The sequence below is a fragment of the Gymnodinialimonas ulvae genome (assembly GCF_037543845.1).
In the GTDB taxonomy this organism is placed as follows: domain Bacteria; phylum Pseudomonadota; class Alphaproteobacteria; order Rhodobacterales; family Rhodobacteraceae; genus Gymnodinialimonas; species Gymnodinialimonas ulvae.
Map to the genome: position 1 here is coordinate 1,877,245 of NZ_JBBIFX010000001.1, position 13,475 is coordinate 1,890,719.

Annotated in this window: 18 protein-coding genes; 11 read left to right on the forward strand and 7 right to left on the reverse strand. The window is 62.9% G+C overall.

Annotation, left to right across the window (positions count from 1 at the left end; all coding sequences use genetic code 11):
- Positions 1-34 precede the first annotated feature (34 nt).
- The gene (locus V8J83_RS09100) at positions 35-388 is read left to right on the forward strand and encodes a DUF2946 family protein (protein WP_339985635.1); all 354 of its coding nucleotides are present in this window, start codon (positions 35-37) and stop codon (positions 386-388) included.
- Positions 389-424: 36 nt separating this feature from the next.
- Positions 425-916 carry a copper chaperone PCu(A)C gene (locus tag V8J83_RS09105; RefSeq protein WP_339985637.1) on the forward strand — a complete coding sequence of 164 codons (492 nt, stop codon included), beginning with the start codon at positions 425-427 and terminating at the stop codon, positions 914-916.
- A gap of 59 nt (positions 917-975) precedes the next feature.
- On the opposite strand, the gene V8J83_RS09110 is transcribed toward V8J83_RS09105, so the two are convergent.
- A complete protein-coding gene (locus V8J83_RS09110; RefSeq protein ID WP_339985639.1) occupies positions 976-1,515 on the reverse strand; it encodes a hypothetical protein in 540 nt (179 codons plus the stop codon).
- A 26-nt stretch (positions 1,516-1,541) separates the two neighbouring features.
- Here V8J83_RS09110 and V8J83_RS09115 point away from each other — a divergent pair, with 26 nt between their 5' ends.
- Positions 1,542-1,967 (forward strand): low molecular weight protein-tyrosine-phosphatase, encoded by a 426-nt coding sequence (locus V8J83_RS09115; RefSeq protein WP_339985641.1) that lies wholly within the window; start codon positions 1,542-1,544, stop codon positions 1,965-1,967.
- A 15-nt stretch (positions 1,968-1,982) separates the two neighbouring features.
- Here V8J83_RS09115 and V8J83_RS09120 read toward each other — a convergent pair whose 3' ends face one another.
- Entirely contained in the window at positions 1,983-2,336 is a 354-nt protein-coding gene (locus V8J83_RS09120) for a hypothetical protein (RefSeq protein ID WP_339985643.1), read from the reverse strand.
- A 125-nt stretch (positions 2,337-2,461) separates the two neighbouring features.
- Here V8J83_RS09120 and V8J83_RS09125 point away from each other — a divergent pair, with 125 nt between their 5' ends.
- The 3 genes from V8J83_RS09125 to V8J83_RS09135 all read left to right on the forward strand — a co-directional run bounded on the left by V8J83_RS09125 (position 2,462) and on the right by V8J83_RS09135 (position 4,814).
- Positions 2,462-3,064, forward strand: coding sequence for a hypothetical protein (locus tag V8J83_RS09125; protein ID WP_339985645.1), 603 nt, complete (start codon positions 2,462-2,464; stop codon positions 3,062-3,064).
- 107 nt (positions 3,065-3,171) lie between these two features.
- Complete coding sequence (locus V8J83_RS09130) at positions 3,172-3,864, forward strand: lysophospholipid acyltransferase family protein (protein WP_339985648.1); 693 nt, start codon at positions 3,172-3,174, stop codon at positions 3,862-3,864.
- Complete coding sequence (locus tag V8J83_RS09135) at positions 3,861-4,814, forward strand: phosphatidate cytidylyltransferase (protein WP_439649764.1); 954 nt, start codon at positions 3,861-3,863, stop codon at positions 4,812-4,814. The genes V8J83_RS09130 and V8J83_RS09135 overlap by 4 nt, the downstream gene beginning before the upstream one ends.
- A gap of 34 nt (positions 4,815-4,848) precedes the next feature.
- Here V8J83_RS09135 and V8J83_RS09140 read toward each other — a convergent pair whose 3' ends face one another.
- Positions 4,849-5,097, reverse strand: coding sequence for a ParB/RepB/Spo0J family partition protein (locus V8J83_RS09140; RefSeq protein WP_339985650.1), 249 nt, complete (start codon positions 5,095-5,097; stop codon positions 4,849-4,851).
- 392 nt (positions 5,098-5,489) lie between these two features.
- A complete protein-coding gene (locus V8J83_RS09145) occupies positions 5,490-6,662 on the reverse strand; it encodes a hypothetical protein (protein ID WP_339985652.1) in 1,173 nt (390 codons plus the stop codon).
- Positions 6,663-6,778: 116 nt separating this feature from the next.
- On the opposite strand from V8J83_RS09145, the gene V8J83_RS09150 reads away from it, so the two are divergent.
- The 4 genes from V8J83_RS09150 (at position 6,779) to V8J83_RS09165 (ending at position 10,506) form a co-directional block, all read left to right on the forward strand.
- Positions 6,779-6,988, forward strand: a complete 210-nt coding sequence (locus V8J83_RS09150; protein WP_339985654.1) for a hypothetical protein — start codon at positions 6,779-6,781, stop codon at positions 6,986-6,988.
- 77 nt (positions 6,989-7,065) lie between these two features.
- Positions 7,066-8,865, forward strand: a complete 1,800-nt coding sequence (gene lepA, locus V8J83_RS09155; RefSeq protein ID WP_339985656.1) for a translation elongation factor 4 — start codon at positions 7,066-7,068, stop codon at positions 8,863-8,865.
- Positions 8,866-9,302: 437 nt separating this feature from the next.
- Positions 9,303-9,965: a DUF5343 domain-containing protein gene (locus tag V8J83_RS09160; protein WP_339985658.1), complete on the forward strand. Its 663-nt coding sequence runs from the start codon at positions 9,303-9,305 to the stop codon at positions 9,963-9,965.
- A gap of 1 nt (position 9,966) precedes the next feature.
- On the forward strand, positions 9,967-10,506 hold the full coding sequence (locus V8J83_RS09165) for a TIGR02391 family protein (RefSeq protein WP_339985660.1): 540 nt from the start codon (positions 9,967-9,969) through the stop codon (positions 10,504-10,506).
- A 170-nt stretch (positions 10,507-10,676) separates the two neighbouring features.
- Here V8J83_RS09165 and V8J83_RS09170 read toward each other — a convergent pair whose 3' ends face one another.
- Complete coding sequence (locus V8J83_RS09170) at positions 10,677-11,144, reverse strand: BrnA antitoxin family protein (RefSeq protein ID WP_339985663.1); 468 nt, start codon at positions 11,142-11,144, stop codon at positions 10,677-10,679.
- A 121-nt stretch (positions 11,145-11,265) separates the two neighbouring features.
- Entirely contained in the window at positions 11,266-12,021 is a 756-nt protein-coding gene (locus tag V8J83_RS09175) for an alpha/beta fold hydrolase (protein WP_339985665.1), read from the reverse strand.
- A 109-nt stretch (positions 12,022-12,130) separates the two neighbouring features.
- Between V8J83_RS09175 and V8J83_RS09180 the strand changes: the two genes are divergently transcribed.
- On the forward strand, positions 12,131-12,502 hold the full coding sequence (locus tag V8J83_RS09180) for a hypothetical protein (RefSeq protein WP_339985667.1): 372 nt from the start codon (positions 12,131-12,133) through the stop codon (positions 12,500-12,502).
- A 5-nt stretch (positions 12,503-12,507) separates the two neighbouring features.
- On the opposite strand, the gene V8J83_RS09185 is transcribed toward V8J83_RS09180, so the two are convergent.
- A complete protein-coding gene (locus V8J83_RS09185) occupies positions 12,508-13,419 on the reverse strand; it encodes a pirin family protein (protein WP_339985669.1) in 912 nt (303 codons plus the stop codon).
- Positions 13,420-13,475 lie beyond the last annotated feature (56 nt).

Consider the following 13,475-nt stretch of genomic DNA (forward strand, 5'->3'; position numbering starts at 1 on the left):
GATGCACCCGGCCCGCCCGGTAAACCTGCATCCCATGATCCGCCGCGTTCTCCCCTCCGGCCTTCTGGCCCTGTGCCTGGCGCTGACCAGCCTCGCCGCCATCGTGGCCGAAACGCGCATGGCAGCCGCGGGGGGCTATTGCGGAACCGGCGCGCCGCAGATCCTGCTCGATGACGCGGGCCTGCCGGTGCTTGACGGCGCGGGCGACGCGGTCGCCCTGGCGGATTGCCCGGTCTGCCACCTCGCCTTTGCGCTTTCGCATCCCGCGCCGCACAGCGCGCCTGACATCGCCCTCCTGCGCGAGTCCGCCCCTGCGAACGCGCCCCTGTCCGTCTCTGTCCTGCTCCGGCTCGACCATCACGCCCGTGCGCCCCCGCGCCCGGCCTGAGCCCATCCGGATCCCTTCAAATCAAAGAGACAGACCATGACCTTCAAGAGCTTCCTTCTGGGCGCGACCCTCGCCGCCCTGCCGACCTTCGCCTCCGCCCATATGGTGATCGAAGACGCCTATGCCCGCGCCGCAAGTCCGCTGGCCCAATCCGGCGCGGCCTTCATGACCATCTTCAACCATTCCGACATGGACGACCGCCTGATCGGTGTCACCTCCGAGGCCGCCGAACGGCTTGAATTGCACACCCATATCCAGACCGACGAAGGGGTGATGCGCATGGTCGAGGTCGAAGAAGGCTTCGCCATCGCCGCCGGGCAAACCATCGCGCTCGAACGCGGGGGGATGCATGTCATGATGCTTGGCCTGACCAACCCGCTGGAACAGGGCGCGGAAATCGAGGTGACGTTCACCTTCGAACATGCCGACCCGGTCGTGCACACCATCACCATCGACAATGAACGCCAGCCCTCAAGCGGCGGGCATGGTGAAGGGCACGGCGACCATTCCGGGCACAGCGACGGCTGATCCGACCCACACCCAAACGCCCCCCTGCGTCGCAAATAGCGCGGGGGCGCACAATCACCTCATCCCGGACAGGAGGCCTCGGCCCTGCGGCTGTCACACACCGTCACGCCCGACAGATACCGCGTCCATTGCGTGACCTCCGCCTCGCTCAGTGGCCCGCGCCACGCCCCCTGCACAATGTATAGCGCATCCTGCCCCCCCATTGCTTTCGACAGGAAATTCTCCGGCCCGCCGGTCACGGGCGAATTCGGACAGGTCGCGATCATCAGGTGAAACGGCGTGCCAAGCTCCACCCCTTCGGTGACGCTGAATTGCTCTCCACCGGGGCAGCTTTCCGTCATCGCCGCTGCCATCTGCCCATGAAACGCCGCCGGATCGGCCCCGTCATGTTGCCGGAAAATCCGGATCGTCAGCATCTGCGACCAATCCGTGACGCTTTCGCCCCGGGGCACCCATTCCTGCAACGCCGATGCATTGTTGCCCTGATCCGCCTCATGCCCAAGGGTGAAGCCGGGCGGGATCGGGGCCAGCAATTGCTCTGCCTGGGCCAAGGCAACGCTTGGCAGCACGGCAAAAAGTCCGCAAAGAAGAAACCGCATGTCCAAATCCTCACAAAGGAACCATCGTGCCCCACTCTATCCTCGTGGTCTGCCTCGGCAACATCTGCCGCTCCCCCACCGCCGAGGTCGTGCTGCGTGCGCATCTTCCGGGGGCCAGGATCGACAGCGCGGGCACCGGGTCCTGGCACATCGGCAAGCCGCCCTACCCGCCCGCGATCGAAGCCGCCGAGGCCCGTGGATATGACCTCACCCGGTTGCGCGCACGCCGCGTGACGCCCGCCGATTTCGACGCGTTCGATCTGGTGCTGGCGATGGATTCCGACAACCTCGCCGACCTGCGTGACATGGCACCCGAAGCCGACAACATCGCGCTGTTTCTCGAGCCGGTCGGCGGCGGCGCGGTGCCCGACCCCTATTTCACTGGTGATTTCGACCAAGCGCTTGACCTCATCGAAGAGGCGGCGGCCGCCTGGGCCAAACGGCTTGGCTAAGCCGCGCTTCGCGGCCTAGGCGCCGCTACAAAGCTGCTCCGCCGCCGTCGAAAACGCCCGCCACGCCTGCCACATCTCTTCGTCGCGGGCCCGGTCGGATTGGCGCACGTCCTGCGCCCGCTGCGGATCGTCGAACCAGCGCGCGCCTTCGCGCATCTGCCCACGGGTCAGCATATCGCCCGCCACCATCCCGATACACGCACACAAACTGCGCGACGCGGCCCGGTCCGAGCTCAGGCAAGCCCGTTCAATGGGGTTGGCGGAAACGGCGGTCGGAAGGGCCAGAAAGGTGGCCACAATGGCGGCCAGTCGGATGGCTTGAACCGAGGCCTGCGCGATCCCGGCGGCGCGGGTTTTCAAATACAACATCGTAAAGCCTCGTTCAAAATGCCGGGTCTTGCGCCCGGTTCCGCTCTGCCGGAGCTATGCCAGAAACAGAGTGTTCCTTCAAATCACGGATGCGCGGGCCGCGCGCTATCTGCTACTGCGGCAACATGCGGCGCTGGTTCTTGTTTTCAACCGTCTCGCACGGTTGCGCGGGCTTGTGCCTCGGCGTGCTTGGCGTGGCGATCTTTCAGGGCGTCACCACCGCGGCCGAGGCGTTGGCGCTTTTTGCCGTGGCCATGGCCGTGTGTGTCGGCGCGGGTCAGGCCGCCGCACTGCGCGGCCGGTCCCCCGGTGCGCTGCGCTGGGGTCTGGTGACCACCGCCGCCATCCTCGCGGGCCTGGCTCTTCCCGAATGGCTCGGATCCGATGCGCCAAGCCCGGTCGCCCCGTCGTGGCGCGGCATGGTCGAGGTTGCTCTGGCGGCGGCACTTCTGGGGCTTCTGGTCGGCGCGGTGCAATGGGCCTTCGCGCTGCACCGGCCCGATGCGCTGCGCTGGATCGGGCTCACGGTGCTTGGCTGGACGCTGTCGCTCAGTTGCAGTCTGGCGGGCGTCAATCTGGTCACCCGGCTCTGCCTTCTGCCCGCCGACGGCTGGCAACAGCCCTGGCCGCTCTGGGCCGGGCTCGCCATGGCCACCGCCTGCGGTGCGCTCGGCGGGGCCGCCTATGGCGCGCTGACCGCCCCCGCCCTGCGCCCGGCCGCCGCCTAGCCCCCCGGTGCCACCCGTAGCCCCCGGTACCCCCCGTAGCCCCCCGTGCCGCCATACTGGCCGAAAGCAGCCTTCCCTTGGCGCGCCCGCTCTGCCACAACGTCCAAATGACGGATCTTGCGTCACTTCCCCGCCGCATCGCCGCGCGTGCCGTGGGCCATGCCTTGGCGTTCGTGGCGCGTTTCATCACCGCCGTGCGGGCCGATTGGCGCGGGATCGAGCCCGTCGCCAAGCAACGCGTCTACTACGCCAATCATGTCTCCAACGGTGATATGCCAATGATCTGGACGGTCCTGCCGGGCCATATGCGCCGCCAAACCCGTCCCGTCGCCGCGGCCGATTACTGGCTCAAGACCCGCGCGCGCGCCTTCATCGGGCCCGAGGTGTTCAACTGCGTCCTGATCGACCGCCGACCCGAGGTTGATGACAAACCCCTCGACAAGATCCTCGCCGCGCTCGACGAGGGCGCGTCGCTGATCATCTTTCCCGAGGGCAATCGCAACATGACCGACGCGCCGCTCCTGCCGTTCAAATCCGGGCTCTACAACATGGGCGTCGCGCGGCCGCACGTTGATCTGGTGCCCACATGGATCGCCAACCTCAACGAGATCATGCCCAAGGGCGAAATCATCCCCCTGCCGCTGATCTGCACCGTCACCTTCGGCGCGCCGGTCCATGTCCACGAAGGCGAGGACAAGGACACCTTCCTCCAACGCGCCGCTGACGCGCTCAAGGCCCTGTCGCCAGACGCCAACCGCGACGCCACCCCAACCGAGCCCGCCCCCGAGCCTGCGCCATGACCCCCATGACGCCCGAGACCACCACCGATGTCGCCATCCTCGGGCTCGCCGTCGTGGGCCTGCTGATCCTGTTCACCCTCATCGGCGAGGCACTGCGCCTGCGCTGCCCGCCCGACCAGTCCGACCCCGTGGTCGAGGCCTTCAACATGCGCGTGCACACCTGGTGGGGTCTCGCGATCCTGCTGGCACTGGCCGTGCTCGCGGGGCGCATCGGCATCATCGCGCTCTTCGCCTTCGCCTCCTTCGCCGCCTTGCGCGAATTCCTCACCTTCGCGCGCAAACGCCGCGCCGATCACCTGTCGCTGGCGCTGGCCTGCTTCGTGATCCTGCCGCTGCAATACCTCTTCGTCGCCCTCGACTGGACCGCGCTTTTCACCGTGTTCATCCCGGTCTACGCCTTCCTGCTGCTGCCGATCATCTCCGCGCTGCGCGGCGACGCCACCAACTTCATGGGCCGCGTGGCCGAGACGCAATGGGGCCTGATGATCTGCGTCTTCTGCATCTCCCACGTCCCCGCGCTGCTCACCTACGACATGCCCGACGGGTCGGACCGCTCGATCCTGCTGATCGTGTTCTTCGCCATGGTCGTGCAATTGGGCGACCTCGCCGAGTATTACGCCGGCCGCCGCTTCGGCCGTCGCCGCATCGCCGCGTCGCTCTCCCCCAAAACCCTCGAAGGCATGGCCACTGGCGTCCTCGCCGCAGCCCTCATCGGCGCCACGCTCAGCTGGGTCACCCCCTTCGGCCTTGTCGGCGCCGCCGCCATGGCCGCAATGGCCTCGCTCGTGGGGATGTGCGGCACCCTCGTCTTCGCCGCGATCAAACGCGACAAGGGGGTCAAGGACTGGTCCCACCTGATCCCCGGCCAGGGCGGGCTGCTGGACCAACTCGACAGCGTCATCTTCGCCGCGCCGATCTTCTACCACGTCACGCAATTGGTCTGGGGGTAGGCCACCTCAATGCAATCGCGCCTGCGTCACGCCCCTAATGCAACCGAGCCTGCGTCACGAACACCGTGACCCGCTCCTCCCCCAACGCGCGCAGAGCCTCCAGCCGGTGATACCCCTCCAACAACACATACCGCCCCTTCCCTTCCCGCACCCGGATCGGCGTCGTCTGCCCGTTCTCCAGAATGTCATTGGCCAACGCATCCACCTTCTCGGCCTCCAGCGTCTTCTTCCGCTTGGCCGGCACGTAAATGTCTTCAATACGCAGAGGGATCGGGTTCGGCATGGGCGGTCGCTCCTTGGGTTTGGAGGGCGAGCGTAGCACGGGTTCCGAAGGAAACGGTGCGAATTCGAACGTCACCGAGCCGCGCCATCGTCGGGCCGTGGACTGACGATCCAACGGGTTCTTCTAAAGCACTTTATGGCAGCCAGGTCATCGTACAGAACGAACGACGCACCTAGCCCAACCAAATCACGATACAACAACACCGCCGAAAGCGGCGCCATCGACGGGCCTGGGTTCGGCGATCCGCCAGTGGTTCTAAGGCACTTTATGGCTGCAAGGTCATCGTCCAGATTGAGCGAATCCCCAAGCTCAACCAAATCGCCGGGCCCCGGGCAGGCCCGTCGATGGCGCGGCGGCCTGAAGGGCCGCTGTTAACGCGCCGTGGCGCAGGACTAAGGCCCCAAAAACGGAAGCCACGCCTGCGCTGCTTTCAAAACAGCATGTGCCTTTTCAGGATTCAAAACTAAGAAACCGCCACCAGCCGGAATACCCCATTTGATCGCCGTATCGACCGCCAAATCAGCCTTACGACCGATCCATGCAACCACTGCTTTCAGAGCATGGGAAAGCCGCTCGATCAGCGCAGCAACCCGCCCCGAGTCCGGCTCGTCAGCTTCAACTTCTTCCTTGAGGCCTGCGATGCTCTCCCACATCACGGAGACCTGCGCCCCGACGACTGCATCGTCGATTTCTTCTGGTGGGTTGTTTCCACCTATCCCGTGGCGGCCTTGTTCGGCAACGGCCTGCCCTGCCTCCAAATCGGCGATGCGCCGACGCAACTCGAACGCTGCCTCAATCAGCGCAATCTGCTCAGCCACCGCCTCCGGCCCGGCCTCCCAAATCTCATTCGGGATCAGCGCAATCTTCTCCTGCAAATCCCAGGGCAGCGGATCACCTGCCATGGCGCGCTGGTACCACTTGGCCCAGAAGGTCCAGACACCATCGTTCCCGAAAAGATCAGTCCGCTCAGCTGTCCATTCGCTGAAGTAACGGTCAAGCCACTGATGCAGCGTTATCGGTGCCCGTAAAATGGCCGCACCACTCGATACGCCTGCGAAAAAAGCGATATCATCATCGATACACGACGCCAGTCCCTCTCGCGCATTTACTACTAGGTCCGGAGTTAGGCCACTTGGCCTCACTGAAAGCGCCTCAGAAGCCCTCGATATTATCTCGAAGACACCTATCGGGCCTAGCGTAGGAACTAGTACCGCATCTGCCGCGCTTTGCAGCGCGTATCCGGGCCCGGTTGCAAACAACTTGCCATCGGCAAACGTCTTTCCAGAAGAGAAAGTTGCACCCTCAGCGAACTCCCGAACTGACTCAACATTTGATGCACTAGTAAGCACGTGGTTCGGCAGCTTTCTTTGTCCAATAATGACAACCGCTTGAGCCAAAAGAGCACGCATACCCAATAGAGCAAATTGCTCCACATACTCGCTTGGCCGCCGAACAAACCTGAACAACGGAACAACACGCATGGCGCACCGGTATGCCAATATGGCGCGAAAATCACGTGGAGCCTTTTGCAGCCAGACAAGAAATTCTTCGTCACTACGAGCCATGATCGCTTCCTGTTCTGCCCCCCCACCATACCCGCTCGCACCCCTCTCACAATCCCAAACCCTAGACCCGCCGCGCCGCCGCCCTACCTCTTCTGAACAGCCGGAGGAGAACCCCCATGACCGAACGCAGCAGCACCGAGCAAACCGCACAGATCATTGCCTTCGCGGCCCACATCGGGCGTCGCGACACCCGCTCGCCCGAGGCCATCGCGCAGCGGCGCAATTGGCTCGACGCCTCCGGCAACCCCACCCAGGACGGTCAGCATCTGCTCGAAGCGCTCGGGGATCAGGACGCGACACGTACCGTCTTTCGCGGGAATTTCTGACCCGCGACGCGGCGACCCTTTCCCGGCGCCGTCCGACACGCTACATGCCCTTGAACCACACGCGCCAAGGGCCTCCCATGACCGACCTCAACCGCATCCGCAATTTCTCCATCGTCGCCCATATCGACCACGGGAAATCCACGCTCGCTGACCGGCTGATCCAGCTCACCGGGACCGTGGCCGAACGCGATATGCAGGAACAGCTCCTCGATAGCATGGATATCGAGCGCGAGCGTGGCATCACCATCAAGGCCAACACCGTCCGCATCGAATACCCCGCCAAGGACGGCCACACCTATATCCTCAACCTCATCGACACCCCCGGCCACGTCGATTTCGCCTATGAGGTCTCCCGCTCGATGCAGGCCGTCGAAGGCTCGCTTCTGGTGGTCGATGCCTCCCAGGGGGTCGAGGCGCAGACGCTGGCCAATGTCTATCAGGCCATCGACGCCGACCACGAGATCGTGCCGGTCCTCAACAAGGTCGACCTGCCCGCGGCCGAGCCCGACCGCGTCCGCGAACAGATCGAGGATGTCATCGGCATCGAAGCCCACGACGCCGTGGAGATTTCCGCCAAGACCGGCATCGGCATCCCCGACGTGCTCGAGGCCATCGTCACCCGCCTGCCGGCCCCCAGGGGCGATGCGGACGCGCCGCTCAAGGCCATGCTCGTCGACAGCTATTACGACCCCTACCTCGGCGTTGTCGTCCTGATCCGCGTGATCGACGGCAAGATCCGCAAGGGCGACAAGATCCAGATGATGCGCACCGGCGGCGCCTACGGCATCGACAAACTCGGCGTCTTCACCCCCAAGATGAAGGACATCGACGAACTTGGCCCCGGCGAAATGGGCTTCCTCACCGCGTCGATCAAACAGGTCCGCGATACCCGCGTCGGCGACACGATCACGCACGAAAAGAAACCCACCGCGACCCCGCTTCCGGGCTTCAAACCGTCTCAACCCGTGGTCTTCTGTGGCCTCTTCCCCGTCGATGCCAACGACTTCGAAGACATGCGCGACGCCATCGAAAAGCTCGCCCTCAACGACGCCTCCTTCACCTCCGAAATGGAGACCTCCGCCGCCCTCGGCTTCGGCTTCCGCTGCGGCTTTCTGGGCCTTCTGCACCTCGAAGTGATCCGCGACCGGCTGGAACGCGAATACGACATCGACCTCATCACCACCGCGCCCTCGGTGATCTACCACATCCACATGCGCGACGGCTCCATGACCGAGCTGCACAACCCCGCCGACATGCCCGACATGACCCATGTCGAGCACATCGAAGAGCCGCGCATCAAGGCGACGATCCTCGTGCCCGACGAATACCTCGGCGACGTGCTCAAGCTTTGCCAGGACCGCCGCGGCATTCAGCTTGACCTGACCTACGCCGGCACCCGCGCCATGGTCGTCTATGACCTGCCGCTCAACGAAGTCGTGTTCGATTTCTACGATAGGCTCAAATCCGTTACCAAAGGGTATGCGAGTTTCGATTACCAAATGATCGGCTACCGCGAGGATGCGCTGGTCAAGATGCAGGTGCTGGTCAACGACGAACCCGTCGACGCGCTCTCCATGATGGTCCACCGCGACCGCGCCGAGGGCCGGGGCCGCGCCATGTGCGAAAAACTCAAGGAACTCATCCCCCGCCACATGTTCAAAATCCCGATCCAGGCCGCGATTGGCGGCCGCGTCATCGCCCGCGAGACCCTATCGGCCATGCGCAAGGACGTCACCGCAAAATGCTACGGCGGCGATGCGACCCGGAAGCGGAAGTTGCTGGACAAGCAGAAGGCGGGCAAGAAGAAGATGCGGCAGTTTGGGAAAGTCGAAATCCCGCAATCCGCATTCATCTCAGCGCTTAAAATGGACGGCTGACCTCTCCTGCGGATTGGGGGATTTCGACCAGTGAGGGAAAGCGACTTTTGCTTGCAAAAGTCTGCGGCCCCACCGCGTTTCAATTTTGGTCGCCCCCCGCCATCGACGGGCCGGGGACTGTCGAACCAACGGTTTTTCTGCACACTTTATGGCTGCAAAATCTGAACTCCGCCCGAGCGACGCACCCAACTTCACAAAATCGACAGGCCGCCGGACGGCCCGTCGATGGCGGGGCGGGCGCTGCCCGCTGTTAACCCGCTCAAGCAGTAGAGCCTCAACTAATGCGACCAAACCCCAGTCCAGCTCACTGACGCGAGAAAGCTAGCTCGGATCTCCTGAGAGATTCTTCCTATTTACTCAGAACAAAACTAAAACACTTGAAGCTGTCGCTTAGTGGAGATAGATTTCCAAAACTCTCACAAAGGAGGATTGACACTATGGCCGACGGTGCGTTTCCACAAATCCCCGCGACAGTTTGGTGGGGCATACGCGATCTGTTACAGCGGTCCCCATCCGCAAAGTACGACGACAGCATGTTGGCCGCAAAACTTGGTGTGCAGGCTGTTGCGGCAAGGCAATATATCGCGGAACTCACAAGAGTAGGCATCTTAGACGAGGAAGGAAAAGCCACAGAACTTGGGAACCGCTGGAGGCTGGACGAAAAGTACTCAGATGCAGTGGACGAGATCCTCAGTGGAGCCTACCCTGAGTCCCTTACCACTATCGCGTCCGCGGGTGAAGCCGACCGCCAAACAGTAGTGAATTGGTTCATGAATCAAGGCCTTGGGCAAGGGTCGGCAAAAAACAAGGCTGCAACCTATCTCTTGATCTCTTCGCGCGAACCGAACTCTGGCGGAGCGCCGACGAAACGAGCTGCAACTAAAAATGAGAAGTCCTCAACCGATCCTGCAAAGGAAGGTAAGCCCCCAAAAACTCGTACGAGAGCACAAGTAAACCCTCCAGTACCACCAGCCTCGAAACAAGCGCCGGACGCTATGCCGCTCAATGTTAATGTGCAAATTCACATTAGCGCCGATGCTTCTTCGGACCAGATTGAGAGCATCTTCAAATCAATGCGGCAATATCTATACACGGAATAGCATGTTCGAGAACATTCGGCGTTTTCAGAGATTCCTGGTCGAAAGCGGGATGGCGCGCAACGTGCTAGCCCTCCCCGCGCCCAAGACGCTGCTGATAGAGGATCACACATCGAAAGACGAAACCGGTACTGCCGTCTTCTCGCAGACGGTAGTAGAAGAAGAAATTGTGCTTGTTTCCAGAGACCTTTTTGCTTCCGGCCATTACAACGTTGCCGTCGCAGAAGCATTCAAGGCGGTCGACAATTACGTTCGCGACAAAACAGGTCTTTCTTCGTTCTCTGGAAGTACTCTGATGGAAAACGTCTTTTCAAGTAAGAAGCCAAAACTCGTCTGGTCAGAACGGAAATCGATATCTGAAAAAAATGAGCAAGATGGCTACATGCGTTTGTATGCAGGAGCCATGCTCGGCATCCGCAACCCGACGACCCATGAATTTAATTGGGTTGAGAGCGCTGAAGTTGCTCTCGAACTCCTCGTATTCGCTCAACACCTTTTGAGAAAGGCAAAGTGCGCTCGCCCATCAGAAGGCCAAGGCATCTAAATTCCCCACACACCCCATGCGCCCCCTCCTCACCCTCCCGCTCCTCCTCCTCCCCGCCTGCGACGCGGGTCGTCTCGGCAATCCGCTCTAGCGCGATCGTCACCGATCCCGCGTTCATCCCTCCAAACCGTCCCCGCACGCCCCAATCCGACCCGCCGCCGGAACACCCCTCACCCCTTCCCCCCCTTCTCCACCGCAGCACGCTGCTCCGCCGCCTGCTCCTGCCGGAACACCAAATCCGCCCCCTTCTCGCGCACGTTGCGCTTCATTTCTTCGATCATGCCCCAATAGGGCCGCGCCTCGCCCGCGCTGTCGCCCTCCCGGAACGCATCAATCGTCTCTTGCCCATGCAGGAACCCGCCCAGTTTCAGGTGCATGAACGCGCGCAGCACGTCGTTCATCCGGCCGATATGCCCCGGCCCCGCCGATTTGAAGAACTTCACCACGTCCTCGTCGAACCGGACCGTTAACTGCTTTTTCGGGCTGGTCTTGCGCGTCGCGATCTCGTGCCACGCCTCCGGGATGCGCCGCTCGTCCATCAGGTGGTTTTGCAGATCCCATTCCAGCCGCTTCATCGCCTCGGCCATGTAGAAGTGATGCGCGCGGGCGCTTTTGTTGAGTGGTTTGGGGTCGGTCATGGGACGGGCCTCGATCATCGGAAGAGGGCCGTGTTTGTCCTGTGGGGCCGTTAAGAAAGCGTGAACATCCGGCGCGCGCAGGATGCACGACGGAAAAACTACAAAAAAACTACAGAAAAATTCACCCCAGAAACGCCGCGCAGGCCGCCTCGAATTCCCGAGGTTTTTCCGCGTGGAGCCAGTGCCCCGCGCCCGGAATTTTCGCAAACCGCGCCGCCGGGAAAAGCGCCTTCACCGCCGCGCGATGCTCCGGCAAAACATAGTCCGAAGCCCCCCCCGACAGCATCAGGACCGGCCCCTCGAACGTGCCGGAAATCTCCGGAAATCCAAGCACTTGCGCCATATCCGCTTCCAACTGATCCAGGTTCAGGCGCCACGCGCGCGCCTTCACGTCCAGCGATTGCAGAAGGAACGCACGCACGCCCGCATCGTCCACAAATTCCGCCAATTGCCGATCCGCGTCCCCCCGCGTCTCGACCCGGCTCAAATCCAGCGCCCGCATCGCATCAATCATCCCCTGCTGCGTATGCGAATACCCCACCGGCGCAATGTCCCCGACCACCACCCGCCGCACCAGATCGGGCCGCGTAAGTGCCAGAACCATAACGGCTTTTCCGCCCATCGAATGACCGATCACGTCCACCTGTGCGCCGAGGTTTTCGATGACTTCCGCCAAATCTCCCGCCATCGCCGGGTAATCATGCGGCGCGCCCCGGAACGAGTGCCCGTGGTTGCGCATGTCGACCGTCACGACGCGCCCCCGCTCCGACATCCGCTTGGCGATCACGCCCCAATTGCGGGCCGATCCGAACAGGCCGTGCGCGATCAGGACAGGCGGCCGCTCCGTCGGCGCGCCGATATTGTAGGTCTCCAGCATGGCCCATCGTTAATCCGTCGCGTCCGGCAACACCACCCTCGCGCCCACTTGAGCGCCAAAGGCCTGTTTCCTATAGTGAAATCGGTACAGCGAGAGGGGGGCCGATTCGATGGACCATAGGACCTATGCGACAATCACAGACGACCTGCGTCAGCAGATGGCAGAGCGTCTTTCGATCCGTGCGCGGAGCTTCCCGCGCGCCGTGCGCAAAGCCGGTCGCCTGATGCCCGCAAACGCCCGAGCCGCCGCGCAAGACTTGATCGCGGCTGAGGCGCGCTTGTCCCACCCCAAATTAGCCACCCGCACGGACCCCGCCGCCATCCGGGCCGCGGCCGATACCGTTGACGCTGCGCTAAGGCGCTACAAGCCCGGCACGCGCGCCGCCCGGCGGCGAAGCCTTCTGGCCGCCGAGCTTGGGTTCCGCGCCTTGGCGGTCATCGTGGCCGGGCTGTTGTTCGTACAATGGCAAATGCCGGTCTGATCCGCCTAGTGCGCGGGCTGAATGAAGGTCCCGTTCCGCAGATCGCGCATCGCCTGTTGTAACTGCTCCTGGGTGTTCATCACGATCGGGCCATGCCAGGCGACCGGCTCTTCGATCGGCGCACCCGAGATCAGCAGGAACCGCACCCCGTCAGGGCCCGCTTGCACCGTCACTTCATCGCCTGTTCCAAACCGGATCAACGTACGGTCACCGGACAGGTCGCGGATGTTGACCTCTTGGCCCATGACCTCCTTTTCCAGCAACACACCGGACGGCGCCGAGGCATCGGCGAACGCCGCAGAGCCTTGAAACACATAGGCAAACGCGCGGCGATAGGTGTCGATGCGGAAGGTTTTCCTCACCCCGGCTGGAACCCTCACGTCCAGGTATTGCGGATCTGCGGCAATCCCGTCGACCGGGCCGCGCTGGCCCCAGAACTCACCCGTAATGACCCGCACCACCGTGCCGTCGTCATCCGTGATCTCGGGAATATCCTCGCCCTGAATGTCCTGATACCGCGGCGCGGTCATCTTCTGCGCGCCGGGCAGATTGCCCCAAAGCTGGAAACCATGCATCTGCCCGGCAGCGTTGCCCAGAGGCATTTCCTGATGCAAAATGCCCGATCCCGCAGTCATCCATTGCACCGATCCCGCGCCGAGGCGGCCGGAGTTGCCGAGGCTGTCGGAATGCTCGACCGTGCCTTCCAACACATAGGTGATGGTTTCGATCCCGCGGTGCGGATGCCAGGGAAAGCCCTTGGCGTAGAAGGCCGGATCGTCGTTGCGGAAGTCATCGAACAAAAGGAACGGATCCAGCTCGGACGGGTCCTGGAACCCGAAGGCGCGGTGCAGGTGCACGCCCGCCCCCTCCATCGTGGGCTGTGCTGAGCGGGCTTCAAGGATCGGGCGAATGGACATTGGATCTGGCCTCCTTGCGGGATGATGGGGTTCCACGTATGCCGGCACGGCCCGCG

Bases quoted from the DNA above. Each gene is read 5' to 3' on its own strand.
- V8J83_RS09100 (WP_339985635.1), top strand. From the start codon at position 35: ATGATCCGCCGCGTTCTCCCCTCCGGCCTTCTGGCCCTGTGCCTGGCG.
- V8J83_RS09105 (WP_339985637.1), top strand. From the start codon at position 425: ATGACCTTCAAGAGCTTCCTTCTGGGCGCGACCCTCGCCGCCCTGCCG.
- V8J83_RS09110 (WP_339985639.1), bottom strand. From the start codon at position 1,515: ATGCGGTTTCTTCTTTGCGGACTTTTTGCCGTGCTGCCAAGCGTTGCC.
- V8J83_RS09120 (WP_339985643.1), bottom strand. From the start codon at position 2,336: ATGTTGTATTTGAAAACCCGCGCCGCCGGGATCGCGCAGGCCTCGGTT.
- V8J83_RS09125 (WP_339985645.1), top strand. From the start codon at position 2,462: ATGCGGCGCTGGTTCTTGTTTTCAACCGTCTCGCACGGTTGCGCGGGC.
- V8J83_RS09130 (WP_339985648.1), top strand. From the start codon at position 3,172: ATGACGGATCTTGCGTCACTTCCCCGCCGCATCGCCGCGCGTGCCGTG.
- V8J83_RS09135 (WP_439649764.1), top strand. From the start codon at position 3,861: ATGACCCCCATGACGCCCGAGACCACCACCGATGTCGCCATCCTCGGG.
- V8J83_RS09140 (WP_339985650.1), bottom strand. From the start codon at position 5,097: ATGCCGAACCCGATCCCTCTGCGTATTGAAGACATTTACGTGCCGGCC.
- V8J83_RS09145 (WP_339985652.1), bottom strand. From the start codon at position 6,662: ATGGCTCGTAGTGACGAAGAATTTCTTGTCTGGCTGCAAAAGGCTCCA.
- V8J83_RS09150 (WP_339985654.1), top strand. From the start codon at position 6,779: ATGACCGAACGCAGCAGCACCGAGCAAACCGCACAGATCATTGCCTTC.
- lepA (WP_339985656.1), top strand. From the start codon at position 7,066: ATGACCGACCTCAACCGCATCCGCAATTTCTCCATCGTCGCCCATATC.
- V8J83_RS09160 (WP_339985658.1), top strand. From the start codon at position 9,303: ATGGCCGACGGTGCGTTTCCACAAATCCCCGCGACAGTTTGGTGGGGC.
- V8J83_RS09165 (WP_339985660.1), top strand. From the start codon at position 9,967: ATGTTCGAGAACATTCGGCGTTTTCAGAGATTCCTGGTCGAAAGCGGG.
- V8J83_RS09170 (WP_339985663.1), bottom strand. From the start codon at position 11,144: ATGACCGACCCCAAACCACTCAACAAAAGCGCCCGCGCGCATCACTTC.
- V8J83_RS09175 (WP_339985665.1), bottom strand. From the start codon at position 12,021: ATGCTGGAGACCTACAATATCGGCGCGCCGACGGAGCGGCCGCCTGTC.
- V8J83_RS09180 (WP_339985667.1), top strand. From the start codon at position 12,131: ATGGACCATAGGACCTATGCGACAATCACAGACGACCTGCGTCAGCAG.
- V8J83_RS09185 (WP_339985669.1), bottom strand. From the start codon at position 13,419: ATGTCCATTCGCCCGATCCTTGAAGCCCGCTCAGCACAGCCCACGATG.